Below are 26,348 nucleotides of genomic sequence, written 5' to 3' on the forward strand. Positions count from 1 at the left end.
AAGCCCCGTTGAGGCCCCGTTGAGGCCCTACCGAAGCCGTAGTACCGCCACGCCGAGCGGGTCGAGGGTGAGCGGCTCGGACCGCTCGGACCGCTTGCCGGTCAGCAGGTCGGTGGCGGTGGCGTGGGCGGTCAGGCGGGCCGGTTCGGGCGCGTGGTTGAGGAGGAACAGCAGGCGGGTTCCGTCGGGGGCGACACGCGTGGCGGTCTCCACGGCCGGGTGGTCGGCGTACGGGCCGATCAGGTCGTGGCGGGCGAGGACGCGGCGTACCACCCAGTCGACGCCGGGCTGTGCCAGGGCCGTGGCGACGTACCAGCCCTCGCCCCCGCGTTCGCCGAAGCGGTGACGGGTGACGGCCGGGGTGCCCGCGTAGAAGTCGGCCTGATACGTGCCAACCGGCTCGGCGCCTCGCGGGAGGACGATCTCGAAGACCAGCCGTGCGTCCGTGTGCACGACGTCTTTGTCGTCCCCCAGGGTCACCGGGTGGGCGGTGTCCGCCGGGCGGGCGTCCCACTCGTCGACGCGGATGCCCATGAGCGGCGCCAGCGGGCCGGGGACGTCGGCCAGGAAGGCCCGGTCGTGGGTGTCGACGCGGCCCGAGAGGAAGGTGGTGAGCACCGTGCCGCCGCGTGCGGCCACGGCTTCGAGGCGGCCGGCGAGATCACCCTTGACCATGTGCAGGGCGGGCGCGAGCACCACGTCGTACGCGCGGAGGCCGGCGGTCACCGGTACGACGTCGATGTCGGCGCCGGCCTCGCGGGCGGCCCGGTAGTAGGCGTGCACCTGATCCTGGTACCGGACAAGCCGGGAGGGGCCGTCGGAGATCTCCAGGGCCCACCAGCTGTCCCAGTCGAAGAGGAGGGCGGTACGGGCGGGGGTGCGGGCGCCGAGCGGGGTGTCGCCGAGGAGCTCAAACTCCCTTCCCAGGTGGCTCACTTCACGGAACACCCGGGTGTCGTCGCGGCCCGCGTGCCCGATGACCGCGCCGAAGTACTTCTCGCAGGCGCCACGCGAGGCGCGCAGCTGGAAGTAGAGGACGGCGTCGGCGCCGTGGGCGACGGCCTGCCAGCTCGCGAGGCGCAGTTCGCCGGGGCGCCGCAGCGGGTTGACGTCGCGGCAGGCCGTGGTGGACGGGGCCTGCTCCATCAGCCAGAAGGGGGCGCCGTCCTTGAGGCCGCGCATCAGGTCGTGGGCGAGCGCCGGCCAGGTCGGCGGGGCGTCCAGGGGCGGGTAGTTGTCCCAGGAGGCGAAGTCCAGGTGGGGCGCCCAGCGGTGGTAGTCGAGCGGGCGGTACATGCCCATGAAGTTGGTGGTGACGGGCGTCTCGGGACTGTGCTCGCGGATCGCCTCCTTCTCGGCGAGGAAGCAGCCGAGCAGCGCGTCCGTGGTGAAGCGCAGGTAGTCCAGGGTGATGCCCTGGAAGGCGGTGTGGTCGGGGCCGCGCCAGTGCTCGGTGAGCGCGCTGGGCGGCTCGATCTGGTCCCAGTCGGTGTAGCGGTGCGACCAGTAGGCCGTGTACCAGGCGTCGTTGAGGGCGTCGAGGCCGCCGTGGTGTTCGCGCAGCCAGCGGCGGAAGGCCTCGGCGCACAGGTCGCAGTAGCAGGCGCCGCCGTACTCGTTGCCGATGTGCCAGGCGAGCAGCGCCGGATGGCCCGCGTAGCGCTCGGCGACCCGGCCGGCCAGGGCGGTGGCCGCGCTCTTGTAGGCGGGTGAGCTGGGGCAGAAGTTGTGGCGCTGGCCGTAGCGGTGGCGGCGGCCCTCGAAGTCGGTGCGGTTGACGTCGGGGTGGGCGCGGGCCAGCCACGGCGGAAGGGCGGCGGTGCCGGTGGCCAGGCAGACGCGGCGGCCCTCGGCGGCGGCGCGCTCCAGGATGCCGTCGAGGACGCCGAAGTCGTAGGCGTCCTCGGCGGGTTGAGTGAGGGACCAGGCGAACACCCCGACGGTGAGGGTGTCGATCCGGGCCTGGGTGAACAGGCGGTGGTCGTCGTCCCGGACGGCCTCGGGCCACTGCTCCGGGTTGTAGTCGCCGCCGTAGGGGATCTTGCCGATGCCGGGCGCGGTCATGCGGTGAAGTCCTCCTCGGTTTCGGTGATCACCGGACGGCAGGCGTGCAACAGGGACAGCAGCAGGAGGGGGGCGAGCAGAGCGGGCAGGGCCTCGGTGGCGAGCAGGGTGAGGCCGGTGGTGAGGACGATCAGGGAGGCGGCGCCGAGGGTGGCCCTGACGTGCCGGAGCAGGAAGTACGCGGCGAGGCGACAGGTGTCCGCGGTGCGGAAGGTGAACAGGGAGGTGAGGACGAGGGCGTGGGCGCCCCAGAGCAAGCAGCCGAGGCCGATGACGGCCAGCAGGGCGGCCCACCAGCCGGGCAGCCCGCCGACGGCGAAATGGGTCAGGCAGAAGGCGATGACGGTGAGCCAGGCGAGCAGCGGGGTCCAGATCTTCAGGGCGGGCCGGGCGTTCAGGCGCCAGCCGCGCCAGTAGTCGCGGGCCGGGTGCAGGTCGGTGAGGTCGCGGCCGCGGTGGTGCAGCGCGTACACGGCGGCCGCGAGGGCGGGGCCCAGCGGCAGCAGACAGGCCGCGGCGAGCGGCAGACCGGACGGGTCGGGCCCGAGGACGAGCAGGGCGCCGAGGCCCGGCGACGCGGCGGTGAGCAGCATCACCTCCACGGTGAGCAGGGTGTGGACCAGGGCGGCGGCACGGGAGAGCGGGCCGTCGCCGAAGGACCGGGTGCGGGGGCTTCGGGTTTCGCCGGCCCGGCCTTCGTCCACGACGCTCATCGCGGCTCCACCGGGGAGCCCAGCAGGCGCCGCTCGTCCCACCACGGCGGTGTCTCGTCCTCGACGGGGCTCAGCTCCACCAGGGTGACCTCGTGGCGGGCGAGGGTGAGGCCGAGGTCGGCGCGGAAGTCCTCGACGGGGAGGCGCAGATGGCTGCGGGCGGGTTCGGCGGCCTCGTGCAGCAGATCGATCTGGTGGGGCCGGGGCGAGCGCGGGCCGCCCATGTGCCGCCACGCGGTCCACGCGTTGCCGTGCTCCTCGTCCACGGTGGAGCGCCGGACGAAGGCGGCGCCGCGCGGCCTCCTGCCCACGGGCACGGACAGCCGCAGGGTGTGCCGGTCCGGGCCCGGTGTGCGGCCGGTCTCGTCGACGGGCGCCCAGGCCAGTACGGTGACCCGACCGTCGGGGTGGCGGGTGACGAGATGGTCGTCGCCGCGCTCCAGCAGTTCCTCCCCCATCCGGGCCATGAACGCGTACAGGTGGTACGTGGGCTTCTTGACCTGGCGGTGGGTGAGCAGCCCGAAACCGCCGTGGAACAGCGCGGTGGGCACACCGGACTCCTCGAACATGTCACTGAACGTCCAGTACGAGAACGAGTCCGCGTGGTCGCCGCCCGCCGCGAGTACGGGCGCCAGGTAGGCGGCGTGGAACGCGGTGTCGTGGATCGGATTGTCCGGACGGTAGGAGGAGTTGAACTCGGTGATGTGGACCGGGAGTTCGGTGTATCTCGTGCCCTTGAGCTGCTCGCGCGGCCGGGCGAACTGGTCGAGCAGCCGCCGCGCCGGGGCGAGGGTCTGGTACGCGCCGAAGGGCACCGGCCGGGCCGGTCCCGAGGTGTACGCGTGCCGCGACACGAAGTCGACCGGGACCTCGCGGCGCTCCGCGAACTCGGCAAACCGGAGCAGCCACTCGTCGGCGCCGGGCGAGATCGCCGGGCCGCCCACCTGGAGGGAGGCGTCCACGTCCTTCACCGTGCGCGCGGTCACCTCGTACAGGCGGTGGTACTCGGCCTCGTCGGCCCCTTGCCAGAAGTCGGTGAGGTTCGGCTCGTTCCACACCTCGATCGGCCAGGTGCGCACCTCCTCGATGCCGTAGCGGTCGACGAGGTGCGTGAGCGTCGCCCGCACGAGCCGCGCCCACTCGTCGTACGAGCGGGGCGGGGTGACATTGCCGCGCCACCAGAAGACCGTCTGGTCGCCGCTCGCCAACTCCGTGGGCATGAAGCCGAGTTCGAGGAAGGGGCGGACATGCAGACCCAGGTAGGCGTCGACGACCTGATCGACGTAGGTGAACGAGTGGTGCACACGCCGCGCCCCCTCGTACGCGTACGGCCGGTACACGCCCATGCCGTCGGACAGCAGCCCGTGCCCCCGGATGTACCGGAAGCCGATCTCGCGCTGGAGCAGCGCGAGGGAGTCCTGGTAGTCGCGGCGCAGGGCCAGTTCGATGCGGCCCGTGCCGACGCAGGCGCGCCAGGCGTCGGAGAGCCGTCCGGTCGCCTCGGCGGGGACGCTGATCACCCGTGCTCCTTCTTGAAGCGCTCGTACGCCGTGTTGTGCAGGTCGATGTACCGCTGCATGTTCTTGGCCTTGAGTTCGGCGAGGTAGGCGTCCCATTCGCTCATCGGGCGCTTGCCGAGGGCGAACTTCAGTGTGTTCTGCGTGACGTGGTCCTTGAGCGGCGTGTCCCAAAGCGTCGCCTGCTCCTGCTCGTCGGCCTTCAGCGGGTGGGCCGGGTCGACCGGGAGGAGCTTGCGTCCCGCCATGGCGTCCTGGAACGCCTTCTCGTCCGGGGAGAACGAGGAGGACACCAGGGCCCAGGAGCCGCCGTAGGCGAACTCGCCGTTGGTGAACCCGTAGTCCTTCTGCAGGTCCTTCGGCGCGGAGGGGTCGGAGCCCATGTAGCTGATGCCGTCCGCGACCTTGTAGCGGCCCGCTCCCGAGCTGGTGTAGGTGACGCCCTCGACGCCGTACTTGGCGAACTCCTGTCCGCCGTCCGAGTACCACAGCCAGTCCACGAACTGCATCATGGCGACGAAGCTGTCGCCCTCGGCGGCCCTGCCGGCGACCATCAGGCCGTTCTCCAGGCGGCTGCCCACGATCACCTCGCCGGTCGGGCCGATCGGCACCGGGATCATCTCGATGGTCGCGCCCTTGACCTGTTTACCCAGGTTGTAGCGGTAGTTCTGCACCAGTTCCTGCGGGTTGGCGCTGATGACGAAGGACTTCCCGGACAGCAGCTTCCGCACCGCGTCGTCGTCGGACTGGGTGAAGCTCTCGGGGTCCATCAGCTTCTCGGCGACGAGCTTGCGCAGGTACTCGAGCATCTGCCGGTACTCGTCCGTCGCCCCGGTGAAGACGTACTTCCGTGCCTTGGTGTCCCAGGCGGTGTTGGCGTAGCTCCAGCCGGCCTTCGTGCCGAACGCCGGTCCCAGGTAGTTGAGGAGCGCGCCGCCCGGTGTGGGCTGGCCCCAGCGGTCGGAGAACGGATAGACGTCCGGGTACGCGGCCTTGAGCGCCTTCAGCACGTCGTAGACCTGATCCCAGGTGGTCGGCAGGTCGAGGCCGTGCTTCTTCAGGACGTCCGTACGGAAGGAGAGCGAGTAGCCGGACTTGACCTTCTCGTGCAGGCCGGGCAGGACGTAGTAGTTGCCGTCGGCCTGCCGGATGCTGTCCAGGTCGCCCTCGAGTCCCCACTTCTCGACCTTCGCCCGGAAGTTCGGCATGAGCCTGACGTACTCGCTGACCGGCAGGATGGCCCCGGAGGACACGAACGCGGTCTCCTGGCCCGGGTACGTCTTGGGGATCAGTAACGGCGCGTCGCCCGCGCCGATGAGCAGGCTTCGCTTCTTGTCGTAGTCGCTGGCGGGGACCGAGGTCGGCTTGAGGGTGACGCCGGTTCGCTCGGTGACCTCCTTCCAGAACAGCCAGTCGCGCTTCATCGGGTAGGTCGGCATGTCGTTGTGCAGGATCGTGAAGGTGAGCGCCTTGGTGGCCTTGAACTGGTCCCCCGCCCCGTAGTTCTTCATCGCGCCGGCCCGCTTCTTGGAGAGGTCCTTCGTGTCCGCCTCCCCGTCGCCGCTGCCGCAGCCCGTCAGGGCGGCGAGGCCCGCGAACCCGGCCACGGCGAGCAGGCCTCTGCGGGACAGCTGTCCGGTGTTCTTCACGGATGACTCCCTTGTTTCCGTAGTTCGGAGCGCGGTCAGCCCTTGACGGCGCCGAGCGTCACGCCGGAGACGAAGTAGCGCTGGACGAACGGGTACACGAGGAGGATCGGCAGCGCGGTGAGCACGATCGTCACCGACTGGATGTTCGCCGCGACCTGGGTGAGCTGTTCCAGGTCCGCCCCGGCGTTCTCGCCGCCGGTCGCGCCCGCGATGAGGTTGCGCAGATAGACCGTGACCGGCATCTCCTCGGCCCTGTCCAGGTACAGGAAGGCCCCGAACCAGGAGTTCCAGAACGACACCGAGTAGAAGAGCACCATCGTTGCGATGACCGCCTTGGACAGCGGCAGCACGATCCGCAGCAGGATGCCGTAGGTGCTGAGGCCGTCGATCTGCGCGGCCTCCTCCAGCTCGGTCGGCAGGCTCTCGAAGAACGCCTTCATCACCAGGAGGTTGAAGACGCTGATCGCGTTCGGGATCACCATCGCCCACAGCGTGTTCTTCATGCCGAGGCCGGTGATCAGTACGTAGTTCGGGATCAGGCCGCCGGAGAAGAACATGGTGAACACGGCGACGCCGACGAGCGCGCCGCGGCCCTTGAGGTGCGGTTTGGCCAGCACGTAGGCGTAGCAGGTGGTGAGCACCATGGCGATGGCGGTGGCGACCACGGTGTACAGGACCGTGTTGCCGTAGTTCCGCCAGAACATCCCGTCCTTGAGGACGATCTTGTAGGTGGTGAGGTTGAAGCCCTCGGGGAGCAGGTTCACCTGGCCGGCCCGGATGCGGTCCTCGGCGCTGAACGAGCGGGCGACGATGTTGACGAACGGGTAGAGCGTGACGGCCACGACGCCGGTCAGGATCAGCCCGTTGACCGCCTGGAAGACGCGGTGGCCGCGGGACGGCCGGCCGGCCGAGAGACGCGGGCGGGCAGGGCGGCGCGGGCGCCCGTCGGAGAGGGTCACCACAGGCTGGTCCCCACTGTGCGGCGCGAGAGCTGGTTGGCGGAGAAGATCAGGACCAGGCCGATGACCGCTTCGAACAGGCCGATGGCCGCGGCGTAGCTGAAGCTGTTGGACTCGACGCCGGTGCGGTAGAGGTACGTGGAGATCACGTCGGCGGTGGGATACGTCAGCGGGTTGTAGAGGAGCAGGACCTTCTCGAAGCCGACGGCCATGAACGTGCCGATGTTGAGGATCAGCAGCGTGATCATGGTGGGGCGGATGCCGGGCAGGGCGACGTGCCAGATCTGCTTCCAGCGGCCCGCTCCGTCGATGCGCGCGGCCTCGTACAGGTCCTCGTCGATGGTGGTGAGGGCGGCGAGGTAGAGGATGGTGCCCCAGCCCGCGGTCTGCCAGATCTCCGAGCCGACGTAGACCGCGCGGAACCAGTCGGGCTCCTGAAGGAACCTGACGGGCGCCTGGCCGAACGCCTTCAGGGCATGGTTGACCGGGCCGTCGGTGGCGAGCATCTGCATGGTGACGCCCGCGACGATCACGATGGACAGGAAGTGCGGAAGGTACGACACCGACTGCACGAAACGTTTCAGCGCACGGGTGCGGACCTCGTTGAGCAACAGCGCCAGCACGATCGGCACCGGGAAGCAGAACACCAGGGTCAGCGCGCCCAGCCACATCGTGTTGGTGAACACCTGCCAGAACGTCGGATCGGTCAGGAACATGCGCACATAGCGCAGGCCGACCCACCGCTCGCCCAGCATGGAGCCGCCCGGTTCGAAGCGACGGAAGGCGATGGCGTTGCCGATCATCGGCAGATAGCGGAACACCAGCAGGAACAGCAGCGGCAGCACGACCAGCGAATACAGCTGCCAGTCACGGCGCAGCGCCTGCCGCCAGGTGCGGCGGGGTGCGGGCCGCCGGCGCGGCCGGGGTGCAGTGTGCTCGGACGGCGATGGATTCCGCGCGCCGGGCGTGGGGTCCACAGCGGTGGGGCTGGTCATGCTCGGGCCTCCCGTGGCGAGAGCAGGGAAAGGCAGTGCACGTCCGACGAGGCCCGTCCGTATGAACGCGGCCGATAAGTTCCATAAAAATTCCGGTAACGCAGCGGCAACCTAGGGGCGCCTGATGTCGCTGTCAATGGATGCCGCACGATGTGGAATTGGGGCAGCATGGGCGTTTGAACGCTCCAACACCTAGGTACGACACCTGAGTTCACCTGTCAGCGTCTACCGATAATTTCCGGCCTTCCACCGTAACTATCGGACGGCCCGGGCCGTCCCCGACCGCTTGCGAGGTGCCGTGCCCGCATTCGATCTACCACCGGCCGAACTGGAGAACCACCGCCCCGCCCCCCACGAGCCCGCCGATTTCGACGCCTTCTGGCAGGCCACCCTGAAGGAGTCCGGGCAGGCCGAGCCGGTCCTGTCCGTGCGGCCGTTCGACAGCGGCCTGCGGCTGGTCGAGACCTGGGACGTGACCTTCCGCGGCTTCGCCGGCGACCCGGTGCGCGCCTGGTACACCCGGCCCGCCGAAGCCCCGCGACCGCTGCCGGCCGTCGTCGAGTACGCGGGGTACGGACGCGGGCGCGGACTCCCGCACGAGCGGCTCACCTGGGCGGCCGCCGGGTACGCCCATCTCCTCATGGACAACCGGGGCCAGGGCGACCAGTACGGGTGCGGCGGCGACACCCCCGACCCGCACGCCACGGCACCGAGCGGCCCGGGTCCGGCCGTACGCGGACTGCTGGACCCGCGCGACTACCACTACCGGCGCCTGATCACCGACGCGGTGCGCGCCGTCGCCGCCCTGCGCGCGCTGCCGGGGGTGGACGGCTCACGGGTGGCGGCGGTCGGCAACAGCCAGGGCGGGGGACTCGCTCTCGCCGTCGCCGGGCTCGTCCCCGACCTCGCGGCCGTACTGGTCAGCGCGCCCTTCCTGTGCGGCATCCGGCGCGCCCTCGAACTCACCGACGCCGCCCCGTACGGTGAGATCACCGCCTATCTCGCCGTGCACCGCGGCGCCGAGGCGGCTGCGTATCGCACCCTCTCCTACGTCGAGGGCGTCTCCTTCGCCCGGCGCGCGACCGCCCCCGCGCACTTCGGGATCGGTCTGCGCGACACGGTCTGCCCGCCGAGCGGCGCCTACGCCGCGTACAACCGCTACGCCGAACTCACCGGCCACGACCCCTTGAAGGAGATCCACCCCTACCCGTTCAACCAGCACGAAGGCGGCGACGCCGTCCATGTGCGCCGCCAACTCACTTGGCTCGACGGCATCCTGGGCGGCTGACGAGGGGCGGCCGACTGTGCGCGGCACCCGCCGCCGCGCCGCGGTCACCCGATCCGCGGCAGGCCCTCGACGCGTTCGTCCAGGAGGGCGGAGTAGTTGGCGCACATCTTGTCGACGTACGTGTCGAGGTTGAACTGGCGCTCCACGTGTCTGCGCCCCTCTCGCCCCAGCCGCTTCGACAAGGCCGGGTCGAGGAGCAGTCGGCGTACCCGGTCACTGAGCTGTTCCAGGTCGCCCGGGGTCACCACGTACCCGGTCCGGTCGTGCAGGACGGCCTCCGGCAGACCGCCGGTCGCGGTGACCACGACGGGACGCCCGGCGGACATCGCCTCCAGCGGCGCCAGCCCCAGGGGCTCGGGATAGTCCGAGGGGTAGACGACGACGTGGGCACGCGCGTAGAGCCGTGGCATCAGTTCCTTGGGGGTCGGGACCAGGTCCACGTGGGGGCGCAGTCCCAGGCCGTCGATCAACCGGTTGAGACGGTCGAGGAACCCCTGCTGCTCCTCGTGCCAGTCGACGACCTCCTGAGGACTTGTCAGCACAAGCCGTACGCTCAGGCCGGTCCGCCTGAGTGTGTCGAGCATGCGGACAGCCAGCTCGGCGCCTTTGTTGGGGATGAGACGAGCGGGCAGGAGCACGGTGTGGGGGCCGTCGCTCCGCGGGGGCGGCAGACTCCGGAACCTGTCGGTGGCGATCCCCAGATAGGTGCGCCGGGCCCGGATGCCGAGATGAGTGCGGCAGGCGAACGCGAGGTAGTCGGACACCACGTAGTGGCCGTCCCAGGAACGGCAGAACTGCGCTGTCCACGGATCCTCGGGCCAGACGCTGTGGTACGTGTGCAACAAGGTCGTACCGCTCTGTTCCCGAAGCCGGTTGAGGGCGAGGGCGGGGACCGGCGAGAAGTGATGCAGGTTGTGCCCGTGCACGATTCGGATGTCGCGCGCGTCCACGACCCGGGCGAGCCACTCGTGGAGTTCGGCCGCCCGACGCTGTTCGACCGGCGTCAGCCACCTTCCCGTGCGGCTGTTCTCACCCAGGGCGGCATGGTGGTACTCCGCGAGCCGCAGCAGCGGATGTGTGAGGATCTCGACCCGGTCGACGGGCTGCGGCCGGGCCTCACCGGTCAGCAGGGTCACCTGGTATCCCCGGCGGGTCAGCCGGCCGGCGTAGTCGGCGAGATGTGACTCGACACCCCCGACCGTAGGGGGAAAGGCCCAGTGCACGAGGGCGATGGAACGCCGCGATTCCGATGGCCTGCCGCGTACCACGTGTCTCCCTCTCGTCGGGGACCGCTGTGCGTTAGGTCGTGCAGGGGGCGGGGGCGGCGATGTGCCAGTGCTTGCCGTCGATGCCGAGCACCTCGGTGCCGCCGTGGGTGTCGACGCGGACGTCCACCGTGTCCGCACCGAGCCTCAACCCCCGAACAGAGTAGGGGGAATTCAGGCCCATGAGCGAGGGCGCGATCGGCCGTACCGTCAGCCGGCGGCGCGGAACGTCGGCTTCGAGACCGAGCATCGCGGAGCAGAGGAGCGTGGCCGAGGCCGCTGCCCACGCCTGGGGGCGGCAGGACGGCGGGAACGGGGCCGGCCGGCCGAAGCGGGGTGAGGGGTAGGCGGCGTAGAGCTCGGGCAGTTGGTGGTCGAAGTGCGCGGCCGCGTCGAGCATGCCGTCGATCAGCGCCGCGGCCTCGGCGGCGAACCCCGCGGTGGCGAGCCCGTGGACCGCGATGGCCGAGTCGTGCGCCCAGACCGAACCCCCGTGATAGCTGAAGGGATTGAACCCCGGCAGCCGAGCGGAACGGGTGCGGATTCCCCAGGGCGTCCGCAGTTCCTCCGAGACGAGGGCCTCGGCCACCTGCCGGCGTTCCTCGTCGTCGAGGAGGATCCCGGAGTTCAGCAGATGCCCCATGTTGGAGGTCAGTCCGCTGACGGGGTGCCCTTCGGCGTCGACGGCGATGGCCGGATAGCGCCGGCCCTTGGGCTCGGTGATCCAGAAGGACCGGTGGAAGGCGGCGCGCAGTCGGCAGGCGCGCTCCTGCCACCGCTCGGCCTCACCGCCCCCGTCCCCGAGGGCGGTGAGGATGTCGCTGTACGCCATCGCCGCCTGGTAAGCGTAGCCCTGCACCTCGCACAGGGCGATGGGCGGCTCGATGTGCCGTCCCTCGGCGTCGCGGACCGCGTCGGGAGAGTCCTTCCAGCCCTGGTGGAGCAGGCCGTTGGCCCTGCCCTTGCCGTAGCGGATCAGGTGGTCGCCGCCCATGGCGCCCTCCACCCATTTCATGGCGGCCCGGGCGTGGGGCAGCAGCAGCTTCAGTTCTTTCTCGGGAAGACCCCATTTCCAGGCTTCGTGCAGCAGCACGACGAAGAGCGGTGTCGCGTCCACGGAGCCGTAGTAGCGGGCCGGCAGGACCATGCCGTCCCCGTGCCGTGTCTCGGCCGGACGCAGTTCGTGCAGGATGCGTCCGGGGGCCTCCTCGGTGAACGAGTCGTGCCGCTCCCCCTGGCGACGGGCCAGGGTCCACAGCGTGCCGCGGGCGAGATCCGTGCCGAGCGGAAGCATCATCCGGGCCGCCCAGATGCTGTCGCGGCCGAACAGACCCAGGAACCAGGGACATCCGGCAGCCACGAACTGATCCTCACGCTCCCCGGCGGCGCTGCTCCGCTCGGCGAGGCGCAACGCCTCCAGATCGGCCAGTCCCCTCTTCAGCAACGCCGCCATGCGCTCGTGCCCGGTCACCTCCGGGGTCTGCCAGGGCACGCCGAGCCGAGGTGGTACGGGATGGCCCGCCACGGTGGTGGTCTTGCCCTGGAGCAACAGGCGTACGGACCACTCCTCGTCCGGCTGAAGGCACAGCTGCCAGCGGAACTCCGCACGGCCGGGGTGCTCCCGGTCGAGCAGGAGCTCCGGCTTGGGCAGGCCGCCCGCCGGTGCCGTCCGGCCGTCCGCCGACGTGGTGAGGGCCTCGGCGCGGAGCAGGACCCGGCTCTTGTCCCGCGGGCACAGCCAGCGCACGCCTCGGGCGACGCCCTCCACCTGCTCGCAGCCGACGTCGTCGACCGGGGCTCCCGCCTTGACCGTGGCGACGTCGGCGAGATCGGTCGCGGCCACCACGGAGAGGGTGAACCGCGCCTCCTGAGAGTTGACGTTGTGCAGCCGGATGACGTCGCCCGATTCCCCGCTTCCCGGCCGCCGCACCGCACGTTCCCGGGTGACCAGCAGCCAGGGGGCCGACGTCGGATCGCCGGGCTGTCGGCACATCGCCCGGAACACGGCCTCGCGGGGACCCTGCTGGCCGTGGTCGACCGGCTCCGGTTCCTGCCCGTTGACGAGCACTCTCAGCGTGTGGAGCAGCCGCCGGTCCTGGTCGTAGAAGCCGTCGACTCCGGTGCCCCGCAACTGTCCGTCGGTGGCCGACAGCGCGAACGACGGGGCGGCCAGGCAGATCACCCTGGTGTGCAGAAACGGCTGGAGGCCGACCTCGGGGGAGGCGGAGTCGATCACTGAAGTACCTTTCCGAAGCGCTGCGTGGCCACTGCGCCTGTGCCGGCTCGGCCTGTCGAGCATGCGTCGCATCGCCGCACGTAACAAGGGCGGTCCCCGGAGGAATTCAGCCCCGGCACGCGCTTGATGGGGAGCAACCATAACGGCTCACTGCCGCCTCAGCCATCGTCCGAGGCCGGTCGTCGCCGGAGTCGAGGAGTTCTGCAGCAACGGCGCCAAAAGGCGCTCTTCACCTCATAATTGTTGCTCTCATCGGGGGACGGTGTTGGACGGGGGGATCCCATGCGCCGTAGTAACCGGGTGCGGCGACGCCTGGACCAGGTACTGGTGTTCACGGGAGCGGCGGTCGCCGCGGGGGCGGGAACAGGGGTCAAGTTCGTCGACGGCGGCGTCCAAGCCCTGCTGATCTGTCTGCTGGCCGGCGGGACCGGCATCGGCGCGTACGCCGCGAACTCCCTGCGCGCCCGCGCCGGCGGGCCCCCGCCCCATGTCCTGATCAGTCACCCGGACGGCGACGAACCCTGGGCACTCTGGCTGGCGTGGCGGCTGCGGCGCATCGGGTATCTGACCTCCACCCGGTCCTGGGCGGCCACGGAGCGTACCGTGCCGCCCCCGCCGGAGGTGGCCCCGGACCACGAACTGATCATCCTCTCCCGGGCGTTGGACGACGCGGGTCCCGCCACGGAGGAGACCCGTCCGTCCCGCACGCGGGGCAGGACCGTCCTGGCCCTGGCGACCACCCACCGCGATCCCGCGCTGACCAGGTGGGCGGGGTACGAGGTGCTCAGCCTGGCGGGCCGCACCGCCGCCGAGGCAGCCGCCACCGTCGACGCCCGGCTGCACCACGCCGGTGCGGGCCCCCGGCCCGACTACACCGCCCCCCACGTGGCCGGCGAGGCCGAACCACGCTACCCGGGCGAAGGCGCCCTGGTCACCAATCTCCAGCCGCGCGGCGTCTCGCACTTCACGGCCCGGCGTACGGAACTCGCCCTGCTGCGGGAGGTCCTGGGCAGGGTGAACGTCTCCGGCGACGGACGGATCTGCGCGATCCACGGCCTGAGCGGCATCGGCAAGACCAGACTCGCACTGGAGTACGCCCGCCGGTACGAGGATCTGTTCGACGTCATCTGGATGGTCGAGGCCAGCCATCCCCCGACCGCGCGGGCGAGCCTCATCGCCCTGGCCCGCGCGCTCCAGGAACGGCGGGAGCGGCAGCCGGGTGCGGTGGCGGCCCAGGAGGAACGCGACCCGGAGCAGACGCTGCGCCGCCTGCTCCTCAACGAGCTGCCCAGGACCAAGTCACTGCTGATCTACGACGGGGCCGAGGACGATTCGGCCATCCGCGAGTTACTGCCCGACGCCAGGAACGGCGGCCAGGTCCTGATCACCTCGGTCAGCCCCGCCTGGCAGCGGATCGCCCCGCATCGCATCGCCCTCGAGGAGTTCTCCGCCGAGGAAGCGGTGGCCTTCCTGAGGGACGCGAGCGGTGTCGACGACGTGACCGGCCTGGGGCGCATCGTCGAACGTCTGGGGCGGTTACCCCTCCCGCTCGAACACGCCGCCGCCTATCTGCGCCAGTCGCCCGACATCGACTCCTATCTGCGCGCGCTGGAGCTGCCCTCCAGCCTGACCCCGCCCGCCCGTGCCGATGTGAGCCCGAGCGGCGCCGAGGCGTGGATCCTCTCCTTCAACCAGGTCGAAGCGAAGGACGAGGTCGCCGGTCTGCTCCTGCGTCTGTGCGCGTTCCTGGCCCCGCAAGGCATCCCCAGCTACTTCTTCGACAACGCGGCGGACCGCACCGACCTGCTCCCGGCGGCGCTCTGCGAGAGCGTGACGGAGCCGGCGCGTTACCTGCGGATCACGGGTACCGCGAAGAGCTACTCCCTGCTGACGGGTGAGGGCCAGCTGGTCATGCACACCAGGGTGCAGGCCGTCATCCGCGAGGCGATGACGGCCCACGAGCGCTCGGTCCACGCGGCCGACGCGGCCCGCCTGGTCAACGGGTGGTTCCCGGAGGATCCGGACCGTGTCAGGACCTGGCCCCAGTGCGTCGAACTGCTCCCGCACGCCCGCGTGGTGCTGGGCCACTGCCGGGACCACTCGGTGGTCGACGAGAACACCGCCACCCTGTTGCAGAGCGTGGGTGAGTACTTCCGGGCGCAGGGCGACCACAACGAGGCGGAGCGGCTCCTGATGGAAGCCCTGCACCAGCGGGAACGCCTCAGAGACCGCTCGCACCCGCTGGTCGCCGACACCTTGTTCTGCATCAGCCGGCTCAAGGTGCTGCGCGCCGAGTTGCCGGAGGCGCGGGACTTCGCCGAGCGCGCCCTCGACATCCGCACCCGGCTGCTCGGCGAGGGGGACCTCCGCACACTCGACAGCCGGTTGCAACTGGGCGAGGTGCTGCGCGAACTGGGTGACTTCGCGGCGGCGTCCGCGGTCGTGGAACAGACGATCCGGCGCCTGCGCAGAAGGGGCGACGCCGACCCGGTGAAGGTGGCCGAGAGCCTGCGCGACCTGGGTGTCGTCCGCTGGCGGCAGGGACGGCTCCCGGAGTCGATCGGCCACCACCGAGAGGCGCTCCAGTTGCTCGAACAGACCCCGGGAGGCGGTGAGCGGGCCCGGCGTGACGACACCGCGTCGGTGCACGAGGCACTGGGGCTGGCCCTGCTCGACTCCCGTGATCTGGAAGCGGCCGAACACCACCTGAGGACCGCGTTGGCCGTCCTCAAGGACGCGAAGTACGCCGAGGGCCACCCCCTCGTCCTGTCCTCCTCCGTCCATCTCGGCGAGACCCTCAGGCAACGGGCGATGCGGTATCGCGGGCGCGGCGACCAGCGCGCCGGTGCCCGGGAGCGTTCGTCCCCGGGGGACCTCGAGGCCGCGCGTCTGCTGGGCGAGGCGAAGCGGACCTTCGACCGCGTACTGTCCGCACCGCATATGAACGGGGACCATCCGGACCGCGCCTGCGCCCTCGTCCGCTACGCGCATCTGCTGCTCGACCAGGGCAACAGCGAAGCGGCCATGACGGAGGTGACGAACGCGCACCGGATCTACACCGACAAGTACGGCTCCCGGCATCCCTACGTGGCCGAGGCCTGCTACCGCAGGGCACTCATCCACAAGAAGCGGGGACAGTTGCAGAAGGCGCTCGAGGATCTCGAAACGGGGCGAGAGATCTATCTGGGCGTGCACCCCGCCGATCATCCCCTGCTGCGGCAACTGGACGACGAACTCCAGGATGTCTCCGCCGCCGCGACCGGAGACCATCCGTGACACGGCGTGCCGGCCCTCGTGCAGCCCGTCCACTCCCTTGTCCCCGCTCCCTGCCTCCACCTAGTCTGACTTTGTGCCGCAAATAAACAAAACCTGTTCGCCCAGCGTCGTGCCGAACACCGACCTCACCCGGCTCCGCGTCGCCCTCACCGTCTTCTTCGCCCTGGACGGCTTCGTCTTCGCCGGCTGGGTCGTCCGGATTCCGGCCATCAAGGAGCAGACGGGCGCGTCGGCGAGCACACTCGGACTCGCGCTGCTCGGAGTCTCGGCCGGTGCGGTGATCACCATGATGCTCACCGGACGCCTCTGCCGCCGCTTCGGCAGCCACCCGGTGACGGTGGTCTGCGGCGTCCTGCTGTCGGTGAGCGTCGCGCTGCCGCCGTTGACGCACTCCGTACCGGCCCTGGGCGCGGTGCTCCTGGTCTTCGGAGCGGCGTACGGCGGGATCAACGTGGCGTTCAACAGCGCGGCCGTCGATCTGGTGACCGCGCTGCACAGGCCTGTGATGCCGAGCTTCCACGCCGCCTTCAGCCTCGGCGGGATGGTCGGCGCCGGGCTCGGCGGACTGGTCGCCGCCCATCTGTCCCCCACCCACCATCTGCTCGCCCTCACCATGGTCGGCCTGCTGGTGACGGCGGTCGCGGGGCGCACCCTGCTCCGTCACGAGCCCCCGGTGCCGCCGGACCGCCCGCGACAGGAGGAACACGCCCGGCGGCCTCTCGACGGCCGTACGCGCGGACTGGTCCTCGTCTTCGGCCTCATCGCGCTCTGCACGGCGTTCGGGGAGGGCGCGATGGCCGACTGGGGCGCCCTGCACCTGGAGCAGGACCTGGACGCCCACCCGGGCGTCGCGGCCGCCGGCTACTCCTGCTTCGCCCTCGCCATGACGGCCGGCCGGCTGAGCGGAACGGCACTCCTCGAACGGCTGGGCCGGACCCGCACCGTGGTCGTGGGCGGCACGACCGCCGCGGCCGGCATGCTCCTCGGCGCGCTCGCCCCCTCGGTGTGGGCGGCACTGCTCGGCTTCGCGGTCACGGGGCTCGGCCTCGCGAACCTGTTCCCGGTCGCCGTCGAACGCGCCGGCGCGCTGGCGGGCCCGAGCGGAGTCGCGATCGCCTCCACGCTCGGATACGGCGGCATGCTCCTCGGGCCGCCCGCGATCGGCTTCATGGCGGACTGGTACTCCCTGCCGGCGGCACTCACGAGCGTGGCGGCACTCGCGGCGGTGGCCGCGGCGATCGGCTTCGTGACACGGCGTACGACGGCAGACTGACGGGCGACGGGCAGCGGGCAGCGGGCAGCGGGCAGCGGGCAGCGGGCAGCGGGCAGCCAGGAGACTTTCGCGGTCCTCGCTCCCCGCGACCCCTCAGGGCGGCAGACGGCCCGTCACATACAGTCCGTCACAGACGGACAGCCGCAGACGGTCAGCCGCACTCGGCCGCGTCGCCCGCCAGCATCCGCGTCAGCACCGCGCGCTGCACCGGCAGCACCTCGTCACGCAGGGCGCGGCCCTTCGGGGTGAGGCACACCTGCACGCCGCGCCGGTCCTCCGGGCACATCCCGCGCGTCACGAGGCCGTCCTTCTCCAGGCGGCCGATCAGCCGGGACAGGGCGCTCTGACTGAGATGGACGCGGTCGGCGATCTCCTGCACGCGGTAGCCGCTGCCGCCGTCCGGCGCGGCACCCTCGGCCAGCACGTCGAGCACCTCGAAGTCACTGGCGCCCAGACCATGCGGGTGCAACTCGCGGTCGAGCTCGCACAACGTACGCGCATGCACCGCGAGAATCCCGCGCCACTGGTCCACGAGCACTTGCTCGGCCTTCTTCGCCGCCATGGACGCACGGTAGCAAAAAATCGAGTTTGTTGCATCGGAATTAAATGCATTTGCATTCAATGCATGCGCATGTACTGTCTTCCCTATGACCTCTCCGCTCACCACCTCCGTGTCCGGGGGACGCTGGACCCCTCGGCTGTGGGGCACCCTGCTGGTGCTCTGCGCCGCGATGTTCCTGGACGCGCTGGACGTGTCGATGGTCGGCGTCGCCCTGCCGTCCATAGGCTCCGAACTCGACCTCTCCACCTCGACGCTCCAATGGATCGTCAGCGGCTACATCCTGGGATACGGCGGACTGCTCCTCCTCGGCGGACGCACCGCCGACCTGCTGGGCCGCCGCCAGGTCTTCCTGGTGGCCCTGGGCGTCTTCGCGCTCGCCTCGCTGCTCGGCGGCCTCGTCGACTCGGGGCCGCTGCTGATCGCCAGCCGCTTCATCAAGGGCCTGAGCGCCGCGTTCACCGCGCCGGCGGGCCTGTCGATCATCACCACGACCTTCGCCGAGGGCCCGCTGCGCAATCGCGCGCTCTCCATCTACACCACCTGCGCGGCCACCGGCTTCTCGATGGGTCTCGTGCTGTCCGGACTGCTCACCGAAGCCAGCTGGCGCCTCACCATGCTGCTGCCCGCGCCCATCGCGGTGATCGCGCTGCTCGCGGGTCTGAAGCTGCTCCCTCGCAGCGAACGCGAGAAGGACCACAACGGCTATGACATCCCCGGCGCCATCCTCGGCACCGCGTCGATGCTGCTGCTCGTCTTCACCGTCGTGGAGGCCCCCGAGGCCGGCTGGGCGTCGGCCCGCACGCTGCTCTCCTTCCTCGCCGTCGCCGCCCTGCTCACGGTCTTCGTCCGGGTCGAGCGGCGATCACCGGGTCCCCTGATCCGGCTCGGGGTGCTGCGCTCCGGCAGTCAGATCCGGGCACAGCTGGGCGCGATGGCGTTCTTCGGCTCGTACGTCGGTTTCCAGTTCCTGGTGACGCTCTACATGCAGTCGTTGCTCGGCTGGTCGGCGCTGCACACCGCGCTCGCCTTCCTGCCCGCCGGCGCACTGGTCGCGCTGTCCTCCACGAAGGTCGGGGCCGTCGTCGACCGCTTCGGCACCCCGCGCCTCATCGCGGCGGGCTTCGCGCTGATGGTCGTCGGATACGCGCTGTTCCTGCGCATCAGCCTCGATCCTTCGTACGCGGCGGTCATTCTGCCGACGATGCTACTGATCGGCGCGGCCTGCGCGCTGGTCTTCCCCTCGCTCAACATCCAGGCCACCAACGGTGTGGACGACCACGAGCAGGGCATGGTCTCCGGCCTGCTCAACACCTCGGTGCAGGTGGGCGGCGCGATCTTCCTGGCGGTCGTGACGGCCGTGGTCACGGCGAACGCGCCCGAGGGCTCCTCCCCGCAGGCGGTGCTGGACAGTTACCGCCCCGGTCTGATCGTGGTGACCGGGATCGCCCTCGCGGGCCTGCTGATCACTCTCACGGGACTGCGGACGCGGCGCACCCAGGCGTCCGTCGTGGTCGCGGAGTCACCCCAGAAGGCGCCGGAGGCGGAGCGCGTGGCAGTACACGACTAGGGCCTCAACATGCCCCAGGGGGAGCCTCCGTGGTGTGCGTCCGGCGCGGTTGACCGCCCGCCGGGCGCACGCCTGTTTGACTCGGGGTGCGGGTCCGGGGATCAGCCCAGCCAGCCCGGCCGCACCAACCCCGACTCGTAGGCCAGCACCACGAGTTGGGCCCGGTCGCGGGCACCCAGCTTGACCATCGTCCGGCTGACGTGCGTCTTGGCGGTGAGGGGACTGACGACCAGGCGGCGGCCGATCTCGTCGTTGGACAGACCGAAACCGACCAGCGCCATCACCTCCCGCTCCCGCTCGGTGAGTCCGGCGAGGGAGTCGGCGGCCGCCGGCGCCTTGGAGCGGGCCGCGAACTCGGAGATCAGCCGCCGGGTCACCCCGGGCGAGAGCAGTGCGTCGCCCTGGACCACCGCCCTTACCGCACGCAGGAGTTCGTCCGGCTCGGTGTCCTTGACGAGGAAGCCGGAGGCACCGGAGCGGATCGCCTCGAAGACGTACTCGTCGAGTTCGAAGGTGGTGAGCATGACCACCTTGACGTGCCCGAGGTCCGCGTCGTCGGTGATCCGGCGGGTCGCCGCCAGGCCGTCGAGGAACGGCATGCGGATGTCCATCAGCACGACGTCCGGGCGCAGTTCGCGCACCTTGCGCAAGGCCTCCTCGCCGTCGGCGGCCTCGCCGGCCACGTCGATGTCCGGCTGTGCGTCGAGCAGCGCCTTGAACCCCGCCCTGACCAGCGACTGGTCGTCGGCGAGCAGTACCCGGATCACCGGTCCTCCTTGATCTGAAGGGTCTCCTCGGGCGGCGCCCTGAACGGCAGTACGGCAAGCACCCGGAAACCGCCGTCGGCGCGCGGTCCCGCCTCGATCGTGCCACCCAGCGCGGCGGCCCGTTCGCGCATTCCGGCGAGCCCGTTCCCACTGCCGCCCGCGTCGACGCCGGCCGCGGGCCCGTCGTCGTCGATACGGAGACGCAGTACGCCCTGGGTGCCGCCCTGCGTGCTCGCGTGGGGGTCGACCCGAGTGCCGGCCCGCGCGTCACCTGGGAGGTCACCGCCGGTGTCGCCCCGGCCGTCGTCGATCAGCACGCGCGCGTGCCGCGATCCCGAATGCCGTACGACGTTCGTCAGTGCCTCCTGGACGATCCGGAAGGCGGCGAGATCGGTGCCGGGCGCGAGCTTCGGCACCTCGCCCTCGATCTCGACCGTCAACCCCGCGCTCGCCGCCTGCTCGACCAGTTCCGACAGCCGGTCGAGCCCGGGCGCCGGCGCACGCGGCGCTTCGTCGGGCGTGCGCAGGGTGTCGAGTACGTGCCGCACCTCTCCCAACGCCTCCTTGCCGGCCGCCTTGATGATGGTGAGCGCCGTGCGCGCCTGCTCGGGGTCGGAGTCGAGCAGCGCGAGACCGACGCCCGCCTGAACGTTGATCACCGAGATGCTGTGCGCGAGGACGTCGTGCAGTTCGCGGGCGATCCGCAGCCGCTCCTCGTCGGCGCGCCGCCGGGCCGCCTGTGCCCGCTCGGCGCGTTCGCGGGCCCACTGCTCACGGCGTAGCCGTGCCAGCTCCGACACCGCCATGATCGCCACCACCCAGGTGACGATGACGATCTCCTGCCCCCAGGGGGCGGGCGCGTCCCCGGAGGGCGGCAGCCACCGGTAGAGCCAGTGCGACACCACCACATGTCCGGCCCAGAGCATGCCGACCGCGGTCCACGCGGCCCTGCGGTGCCCGGCGACAACCGCGCTGTAGCAGCCGACGGCGACGATGAGGAACACCGGCCCGTACGCATATCCGGCACCCAGATACAGCATCGCGGCCGCCGCCGTACCGAAGACGACGGGCACCGGATGGCGATGCCGCCACAGCAGGAGGGCCGAACCGAGGAGCAGCAGTGCGCGCGCGAAGGGGTCCAGCGGCGCACGGCCCCCCTCCTGCACGTGCGCGGCGAAGTCCGAGCCGACGAGTACCAGGACGGTGAGCAGCGCCGTCGAGCGCCACGGCAGACGGGGACCGCGGCCACGGCCCTGGCGCCGGTCGTCGACCCAGCGGCGCCACCACGGTGGTCCGTGCCGCCACCCCTGGGCGTTCGCGCGCTGTTCCTCCATGGCGTTCACGCTAGACGGCACGGGGAGTGGGCGGCGTCGGCCGAGCGTGGTGATCACGTCTACTCCCCGGGGAGTACAGGTCGGCCGGGGCGCGCCCTCTCCCGGCTACCGCGTGGCCGACAGGTCGTCGATCTCGGCTGCGAAGAGCGCGGCCGGGTCGAAGCCCATGCCCGTGAAGTGGCCGGCGAGTTCCAGGGACAGGACGCCGTGCAGACGGGTCCAGAAGGCCAGCGCCGTGTGCAGGACCGCGGGCGGGGCGGGGTGGTCGGCCGCCCATGGGCGGTGGTCCGCGAGGTGTTCGTCGAACGCGTCGCCGTGCGGGGCCGCGCCCGGCGCCGCCGCACACGCGTCGAGCAGGGTCGACATGATCTCCGAGGCGATCGCGGTGACGTCCTCGGGTGCGTGATAGCCAGGTACGGGCGTGCCGTAGACGAGGAAGTACCGCTGGGGGTCGCCGAGTGCCCAGTCGCGCATCGCGTGCGCCAGTCCTACGAGGTCGGCGCCCGACTCGGCGGCGGCGCGGAAGGCGTCCGCGAGGCTGCGGTAGGCGTCCCGGATCAGCTCGGTGATCAGTTCGTCGCGGCCGGCGAAGTAGCGGTAGAGCGCCGGGCCGCTCATGCCCAGCTGCTTGGCGATCGCGTTCAGGGACAGCCCTGACGCGCCCGCGGTGGCGATCTGCTCCCAGGCCCGTTCCTTGATCTCCGAGCGCACCTGGGCCCGGTACCGCTCTCGGGGACTCTCCTTGACTCCGGCCATCGTCCGCGACGCTCCCCTCTGCCTTCACCGCTTCGTCTCACTCTTCGCCGCACTCTTCGTTTCAACCTATCACCAGAGATAGAGCCAGTAACAGAGATGGAAGCAAGGGCTTGACACCATCGCGAGCGCTAGTCATTCTCGTTATAGCTTCTAACGCAAGCAAGTGACTCTAGACGGAGGTCGTCATGGAAGGCGTCATCGCGAGCAGGGAACTCCTCGAGGTCGTGCTGCCCGGCACGGTGGAACCGGAGGGGCTTCAGCTCCGGTACCGGGCGCTACCGGCCCCGGAAGCCGGGCAGATCCTGATCGCGATGGAGGCCACCGGCGTCTCCTTCGCCGAGCAGCAGATGCGCCGCGGCCGGTACTACGACCAGCCGCCGTTCCCCTTCGTCCCGGGCTACGACCTGGTCGGCACCGTGCGCGCGGCCGGCAGCGGAGTCACTCCCGGCCTGGTCGGCAAGCGGGTGGCCGCCTTGACGAAGGTCGGTGGCTGGGCCAGTCATGTGGTGATCGACGCGGCGGACGCGGTGGAGGTGCCCGCCGGCGTCGGGGCGGCTGAGGCGGAGACACTGGTGGTCAACGGAATCACCGCGTGGCAGATGCTCCACCGCAAAGCCCGGGTGCGCGCCGGGCAGACAGTCCTCGTCCATGGAGCCAACGGCGGCGTGGGCACGGTCCTCGTGCAGCTCGCGCGCGCCGCGGGCGTGAAGGTGATCGGCACGGCGTCCGCGCGCCATCACGACGCCCTGCGTGAACTGGGCGTGACCCCGGTCGACTACCGCACCGAGGACGTCCCCGGCCGGGTCCGCGAACTGGCTCCGAACGGGGTGGACGCCGTGTTCGACCACGTCGGCGGACGGAGCGTGATCGACTCCTGGCGGCTGCTCGCACCGGGCGGCACCCTCGTCTCCTACGGCAGCGCCGCCACCCGGGACGACACGGGCTCCAAGCAGTGGCCCGTACTGAAGATCCTCGGCCGGGTGTGGCTGTGGAACACCCTGCCGAACGGCCGTCGCGCGTACTTCTTCAACGTCTGGGCGGGCCGCGCCCTGAGCAAGAACCGCTTCCGCGCCCGGCTGCGCGCCGACCTCACCGAGGTGTTCGCGGCCCTCCAGCGCGACGAGGTCACCGCCAGGATCGCCGCCAGGCTCCCGCTCGCGCGCGTCGCCGAAGCGATGCGGCTGGCGGAGTCGGGGACGGTCGCCGGCAAGGTCGTGCTGATCCCGTAGTACGACCCGCCGGACCCGGGGGTGCGACCCGCGTGCCCCGTACCCTGCCGGTCTCAGGGCCCCTGCTTACTCCCGCCGCGCGGCGGGGTCGGCCCGGTGAAGACCAGACCCACGTCGTGGGCGAGCTGGGCGGCGGCGTGCCGGAAGAACGGCTCACGGTCCTCGACCAACCGGTGGAACTGGCCGAACAGCTCGAAGCCGACCAGCCCGAAGAGCTTCGCCCAGGCCGCGACGAGCGCCACGACCGTCGCCGGCGGAAGGTCCGGCGCGAGATCGGCGGCCATCCGCCGGGCCTCGGGCTCGAGTTCGGCGGGCAGCCGCGAGCCGACGACACCGGGTCCCTGGTGCGCGTCGCGGACGATGCCCATGAGAACCAGGCCGACGCGGGACGCGGCCGGCACGGTGGTGTCGGGCGCTACGTAACCGGGCACCGGCGAACCGTAGATCAGCGCGTACTCGTGCGGATGAGCCAGCGCCCAACCGCGCACCGCCTCGCACACGGCGACCCACCGCTGGGCATGGTTCGCCGCGTCGGAACCCTTGGCGTGCGCCGCCTCGGCGGTCTCACCGAGGGAGTCGTAGGCGTCGATGATGAGGGCGGTCAACAGGTCGTCGCGGCTGGGGAAGTAGCGGTACAACGCGGAGGAGACCATGCCTAGCTCGCGGGCGACGGCCCGCAGCGAGAGCCTGGCGGCGCCTTCCGCAGCGAGTTGTCTGCGCGCCTCGTCCTTGATCGCGGCGGTCACTTCGGTCCGGGCTCGGGCGCGGGCTCCTCGTGCGGTGCTCATGCCGGGCAGTGTCCCATGCTTTCGGAGCAGTGCACACAGTTCGGAGCAGTGCACACAGTCCGGAGCAGTGCTCCGGGTGGAGAGCAGTGCCCATAACTGAGAGCACTGCTCTTGCTTTGGAGCGCCGATCTCATGCACACTCCTCTCAAGCGAGAGCACCGCTCTCCAAAGCGTCGGGAGTCAGCATGTCGTCGTCCCCGTACTACCTCCAGGGCAGCCGGTTCACCATCCGCATGAACGGCGTCATCGGCTGGCTCGCCCGCCGCGGATTCAGCCTCAAGGGCACGGCCGAGCTCTCGGTGCGCGGCCGCAAGAGCGGGCAGCAGCAGCGCATCCCCGTCAACCCGCACCCGTACGAGGGCGCCGAATACCTGGTCTCGGCCCGCGGCCACTCCCAGTGGGTGCGCAACATGCGCGTCGCGGGAGGCGGTGAGCTGCGGGTCGGCCGCACGGTGCGCGCGTTCACCGCGGTGGAACTTCCCGACGAGGAGAAGCTCCCCGTCCTGCGGGCCTACCTCGAGAAGTGGGGCTGGGAGGTCAACCAGTACTTCAAGGGCGTGACGGCCAAGTCAACCGACGAGGAGCTGATCGCGGCCGCCCCCGACCACCCGGTGTTCCGGATCACGGTCAAGCCGTGATCCGGGCCCGGCGTACCTGACCTACCCGGCGTACCCCGCCGCCCCTGCCTGCCCGCACCCGTCGCACCGCCGTACCGCTGCGCCTACCGATCCAGCGAGGTCAGGACACGCCCCGCCATCGGGTGGCTGCGGACGAGTTCGCCGAGCGAGGTGGCACCCCGGGTGATCTGCGCGAACGCCTTCCAGGCGGGCCTGAAGCCGGTGAGCGCCGCGTGGAACATGCCGGGACGGCGCTCGAACGCCGTGAGCATGCGCTTGCCGACGCTCATTTCGACGCCCAGCCCCGCCTTGATCGCGAAGGCGTAGTTCAGGGCCTGGCGCCGCGTGTCCACGGCGTCGTGGGCCTCGGCGATACGGACCGCCCACTCCCCCGCCAGCCGTCCCGACCGCAGCGCGAAGGAGATGCCCTCCCGGGTCCACGGCTCGAGGAGCCCGGCCGCGTCACCGCACACCAGCACCCGCCCGCGCGACAGCGGCGAGTCGTCGGCACGGCAGCGGGTCAAGTGACCTGAGGAGATGCTCGGTTCGAAACCGGCGAGGCCGAGCCGGGCGATGAAGTCCTCCAAGTACCGCTTGGTGGCGGCACCTTCACCTCGCGCCGAGATCACACCGACGGTGAGCGTGTCCCCCTTGGGGAACACCCAGCCGTAACTGCCGGGCATCGGCCCCCAGTCGATCAGGACCCGCCCCTGCCAATCCTCGGCGACGGTCTCCGGCACCGGGATCTCCACCTCCAGGCCGAGGTCGACCTGGTCGAGCTTCACACCGACATGCGCGCCTATCCGGCTGGCGCTGCCGTCCGCCCCGACGACGGCCCGCGCGAGCAGGGAATCGCCGCCCTGAAGGACGACGGCGACCGTGCGGCGGTCCGGTACGGCGGACCCGTGCTGCTCGACCCGCGAGACCGTGACACCCGTACGGAGTTCGGCGCCCGCCTTCTGTGCGTGCTCGACGAGCTGCTGGTCGAACTCGGGCCGGTTGATCAGGCCGAACAGCATCTGCTTGGAGCGACGGGTGCGCGTGAACCGGCCGTTGTTCGAGAACGTGACCGCGTGCACCCGGTCCTGGAAGGGCAGCTCGAAGCCGGGTGGCAACGCGTCACGCGAAGGGCCGATGATGCCGCCGCCGCACGTCTTGTAACGGGGCAGCTCCGCCTTCTCGAGGAGCAGGACACTGCGTCCCGCGACCGCTGCCGCATAGGCGGCCGAGGCGCCCGCGGGCCCCGCGCCGACCACGACGACATCCCAAACCTGCTGCGCGTCGTCCGTCGAAGAGTTCTCGCTGCTCACGATGGTCTACTGCTCCCGATCAAGCCGCTTGCCGCACCTGTCTCAGGCATCCTACGGCGGGCGTCGCCGCCGGCCCCTGTGGGAGGATCGGCAGCGTATGCGCCCTGCACACCAGAACACGCGTACGCACCGCACGGACACCCGTACTCATAAGTACAACGTCGCACCTACAAGGAGCGTGCC

General features: G+C 70.8%; 20 protein-coding genes. 6 read left to right on the top strand and 14 right to left on the bottom strand.

The window, feature by feature from the left end; all coding sequences use genetic code 11:
• Positions 1 to 27 precede the first annotated feature (27 nt).
• The 6 genes from GTY58_RS07705 to GTY58_RS07730 are packed head-to-tail and all read right to left on the bottom strand — an operon-like array spanning position 28 to position 7,897.
• On the bottom strand, positions 28 to 2,064 hold the full coding sequence (locus GTY58_RS07705) for a beta-galactosidase (RefSeq protein ID WP_010982889.1): 2,037 nt from the start codon (positions 2,062 to 2,064) through the stop codon (positions 28 to 30).
• The gene (locus tag GTY58_RS07710) at positions 2,061 to 2,777 is read right to left on the bottom strand and encodes a DUF624 domain-containing protein (protein WP_042492836.1); all 717 of its coding nucleotides are present in this window, start codon (positions 2,775 to 2,777) and stop codon (positions 2,061 to 2,063) included. Before GTY58_RS07710 ends, GTY58_RS07705 begins: the two co-directional genes overlap by 4 nt.
• Positions 2,774 to 4,297 (bottom strand): xylan 1,4-beta-xylosidase, encoded by a 1,524-nt coding sequence (locus GTY58_RS07715; RefSeq protein WP_010982891.1) that lies wholly within the window; start codon positions 4,295 to 4,297, stop codon positions 2,774 to 2,776. The genes GTY58_RS07710 and GTY58_RS07715 overlap by 4 nt, the downstream gene beginning before the upstream one ends.
• Entirely contained in the window at positions 4,294 to 5,943 is a 1,650-nt protein-coding gene (locus GTY58_RS07720; RefSeq protein WP_010982892.1) for an extracellular solute-binding protein, read from the bottom strand. The genes GTY58_RS07715 and GTY58_RS07720 overlap by 4 nt, the downstream gene beginning before the upstream one ends.
• Before the next feature lie 35 nt (positions 5,944 to 5,978).
• Positions 5,979 to 6,902: a carbohydrate ABC transporter permease gene (locus GTY58_RS07725; protein ID WP_042494282.1), complete on the bottom strand. Its 924-nt coding sequence runs from the start codon at positions 6,900 to 6,902 to the stop codon at positions 5,979 to 5,981.
• Positions 6,899 to 7,897 carry an ABC transporter permease subunit gene (locus tag GTY58_RS07730; RefSeq protein WP_010982894.1) on the bottom strand — a complete coding sequence of 333 codons (999 nt, stop codon included), beginning with the start codon at positions 7,895 to 7,897 and terminating at the stop codon, positions 6,899 to 6,901. Before GTY58_RS07730 ends, GTY58_RS07725 begins: the two co-directional genes overlap by 4 nt.
• 298 nt (positions 7,898 to 8,195) lie before the next feature.
• On the opposite strand from GTY58_RS07730, the gene GTY58_RS07735 reads away from it, so the two are divergent.
• A complete protein-coding gene (locus GTY58_RS07735; protein ID WP_037645981.1) occupies positions 8,196 to 9,185 on the top strand; it encodes an acetylxylan esterase in 990 nt (329 codons plus the stop codon).
• Positions 9,186 to 9,229: 44 nt separating this feature from the next.
• Here GTY58_RS07735 and GTY58_RS41565 read toward each other — a convergent pair whose 3' ends face one another.
• Positions 9,230 to 10,408: a glycosyltransferase family 4 protein gene (locus GTY58_RS41565; protein ID WP_107083178.1), complete on the bottom strand. Its 1,179-nt coding sequence runs from the start codon at positions 10,406 to 10,408 to the stop codon at positions 9,230 to 9,232.
• A 76-nt stretch (positions 10,409 to 10,484) separates the two neighbouring features.
• Complete coding sequence (locus tag GTY58_RS07745; RefSeq protein WP_010982897.1) at positions 10,485 to 12,686, bottom strand: glycogen debranching N-terminal domain-containing protein; 2,202 nt, start codon at positions 12,684 to 12,686, stop codon at positions 10,485 to 10,487.
• 282 nt (positions 12,687 to 12,968) lie between these two features.
• Between GTY58_RS07745 and GTY58_RS07750 the strand changes: the two genes are divergently transcribed.
• The gene (locus GTY58_RS07750) at positions 12,969 to 15,962 is read left to right on the top strand and encodes a tetratricopeptide repeat protein (protein ID WP_078234587.1); all 2,994 of its coding nucleotides are present in this window, start codon (positions 12,969 to 12,971) and stop codon (positions 15,960 to 15,962) included.
• Positions 15,963 to 16,071: 109 nt separating this feature from the next.
• Positions 16,072 to 17,235, top strand: coding sequence for an MFS transporter (locus tag GTY58_RS07755; RefSeq protein WP_037645980.1), 1,164 nt, complete (start codon positions 16,072 to 16,074; stop codon positions 17,233 to 17,235).
• A gap of 151 nt (positions 17,236 to 17,386) precedes the next feature.
• Here the strand turns inward: GTY58_RS07755 and GTY58_RS07760 are convergent, their stop codons facing one another.
• Positions 17,387 to 17,797: a MarR family transcriptional regulator gene (locus GTY58_RS07760; protein ID WP_037645977.1), complete on the bottom strand. Its 411-nt coding sequence runs from the start codon at positions 17,795 to 17,797 to the stop codon at positions 17,387 to 17,389.
• Positions 17,798 to 17,882: 85 nt separating this feature from the next.
• Between GTY58_RS07760 and GTY58_RS07765 the strand changes: the two genes are divergently transcribed.
• Positions 17,883 to 19,364, top strand: coding sequence for an MFS transporter (locus GTY58_RS07765; RefSeq protein ID WP_010982901.1), 1,482 nt, complete (start codon positions 17,883 to 17,885; stop codon positions 19,362 to 19,364).
• Between the two features lie 101 nt (positions 19,365 to 19,465).
• On the opposite strand, the gene GTY58_RS07770 is transcribed toward GTY58_RS07765, so the two are convergent.
• From GTY58_RS07770 to GTY58_RS07780, 3 genes are all read right to left on the bottom strand, one after another.
• Positions 19,466 to 20,131, bottom strand: coding sequence for a response regulator transcription factor (locus tag GTY58_RS07770; protein ID WP_010982902.1), 666 nt, complete (start codon positions 20,129 to 20,131; stop codon positions 19,466 to 19,468).
• Entirely contained in the window at positions 20,128 to 21,465 is a 1,338-nt protein-coding gene (locus GTY58_RS07775) for a sensor histidine kinase (RefSeq protein ID WP_010982903.1), read from the bottom strand. The genes GTY58_RS07770 and GTY58_RS07775 overlap by 4 nt, the downstream gene beginning before the upstream one ends.
• A gap of 105 nt (positions 21,466 to 21,570) precedes the next feature.
• Complete coding sequence (locus tag GTY58_RS07780) at positions 21,571 to 22,221, bottom strand: TetR/AcrR family transcriptional regulator (protein WP_010982904.1); 651 nt, start codon at positions 22,219 to 22,221, stop codon at positions 21,571 to 21,573.
• A gap of 185 nt (positions 22,222 to 22,406) precedes the next feature.
• Between GTY58_RS07780 and GTY58_RS07785 the strand changes: the two genes are divergently transcribed.
• The gene (locus GTY58_RS07785; RefSeq protein ID WP_010982905.1) at positions 22,407 to 23,450 is read left to right on the top strand and encodes a medium chain dehydrogenase/reductase family protein; all 1,044 of its coding nucleotides are present in this window, start codon (positions 22,407 to 22,409) and stop codon (positions 23,448 to 23,450) included.
• Positions 23,451 to 23,503: 53 nt separating this feature from the next.
• Here the strand turns inward: GTY58_RS07785 and GTY58_RS07790 are convergent, their stop codons facing one another.
• The gene (locus tag GTY58_RS07790; RefSeq protein ID WP_010982906.1) at positions 23,504 to 24,238 is read right to left on the bottom strand and encodes a TetR/AcrR family transcriptional regulator; all 735 of its coding nucleotides are present in this window, start codon (positions 24,236 to 24,238) and stop codon (positions 23,504 to 23,506) included.
• A 185-nt stretch (positions 24,239 to 24,423) separates the two neighbouring features.
• On the opposite strand from GTY58_RS07790, the gene GTY58_RS07795 reads away from it, so the two are divergent.
• A complete protein-coding gene (locus GTY58_RS07795) occupies positions 24,424 to 24,876 on the top strand; it encodes a nitroreductase/quinone reductase family protein (protein ID WP_037645973.1) in 453 nt (150 codons plus the stop codon).
• An 83-nt stretch (positions 24,877 to 24,959) separates the two neighbouring features.
• On the opposite strand, the gene GTY58_RS07800 is transcribed toward GTY58_RS07795, so the two are convergent.
• Entirely contained in the window at positions 24,960 to 26,165 is a 1,206-nt protein-coding gene (locus GTY58_RS07800) for a geranylgeranyl reductase family protein (protein WP_010982908.1), read from the bottom strand.
• Positions 26,166 to 26,348 lie beyond the last annotated feature (183 nt).

Source organism: Streptomyces sp. SID5469 (assembly GCF_009862865.1).
GTDB lineage: Bacteria > Actinomycetota > Actinomycetes > Streptomycetales > Streptomycetaceae > Streptomyces > Streptomyces avermitilis.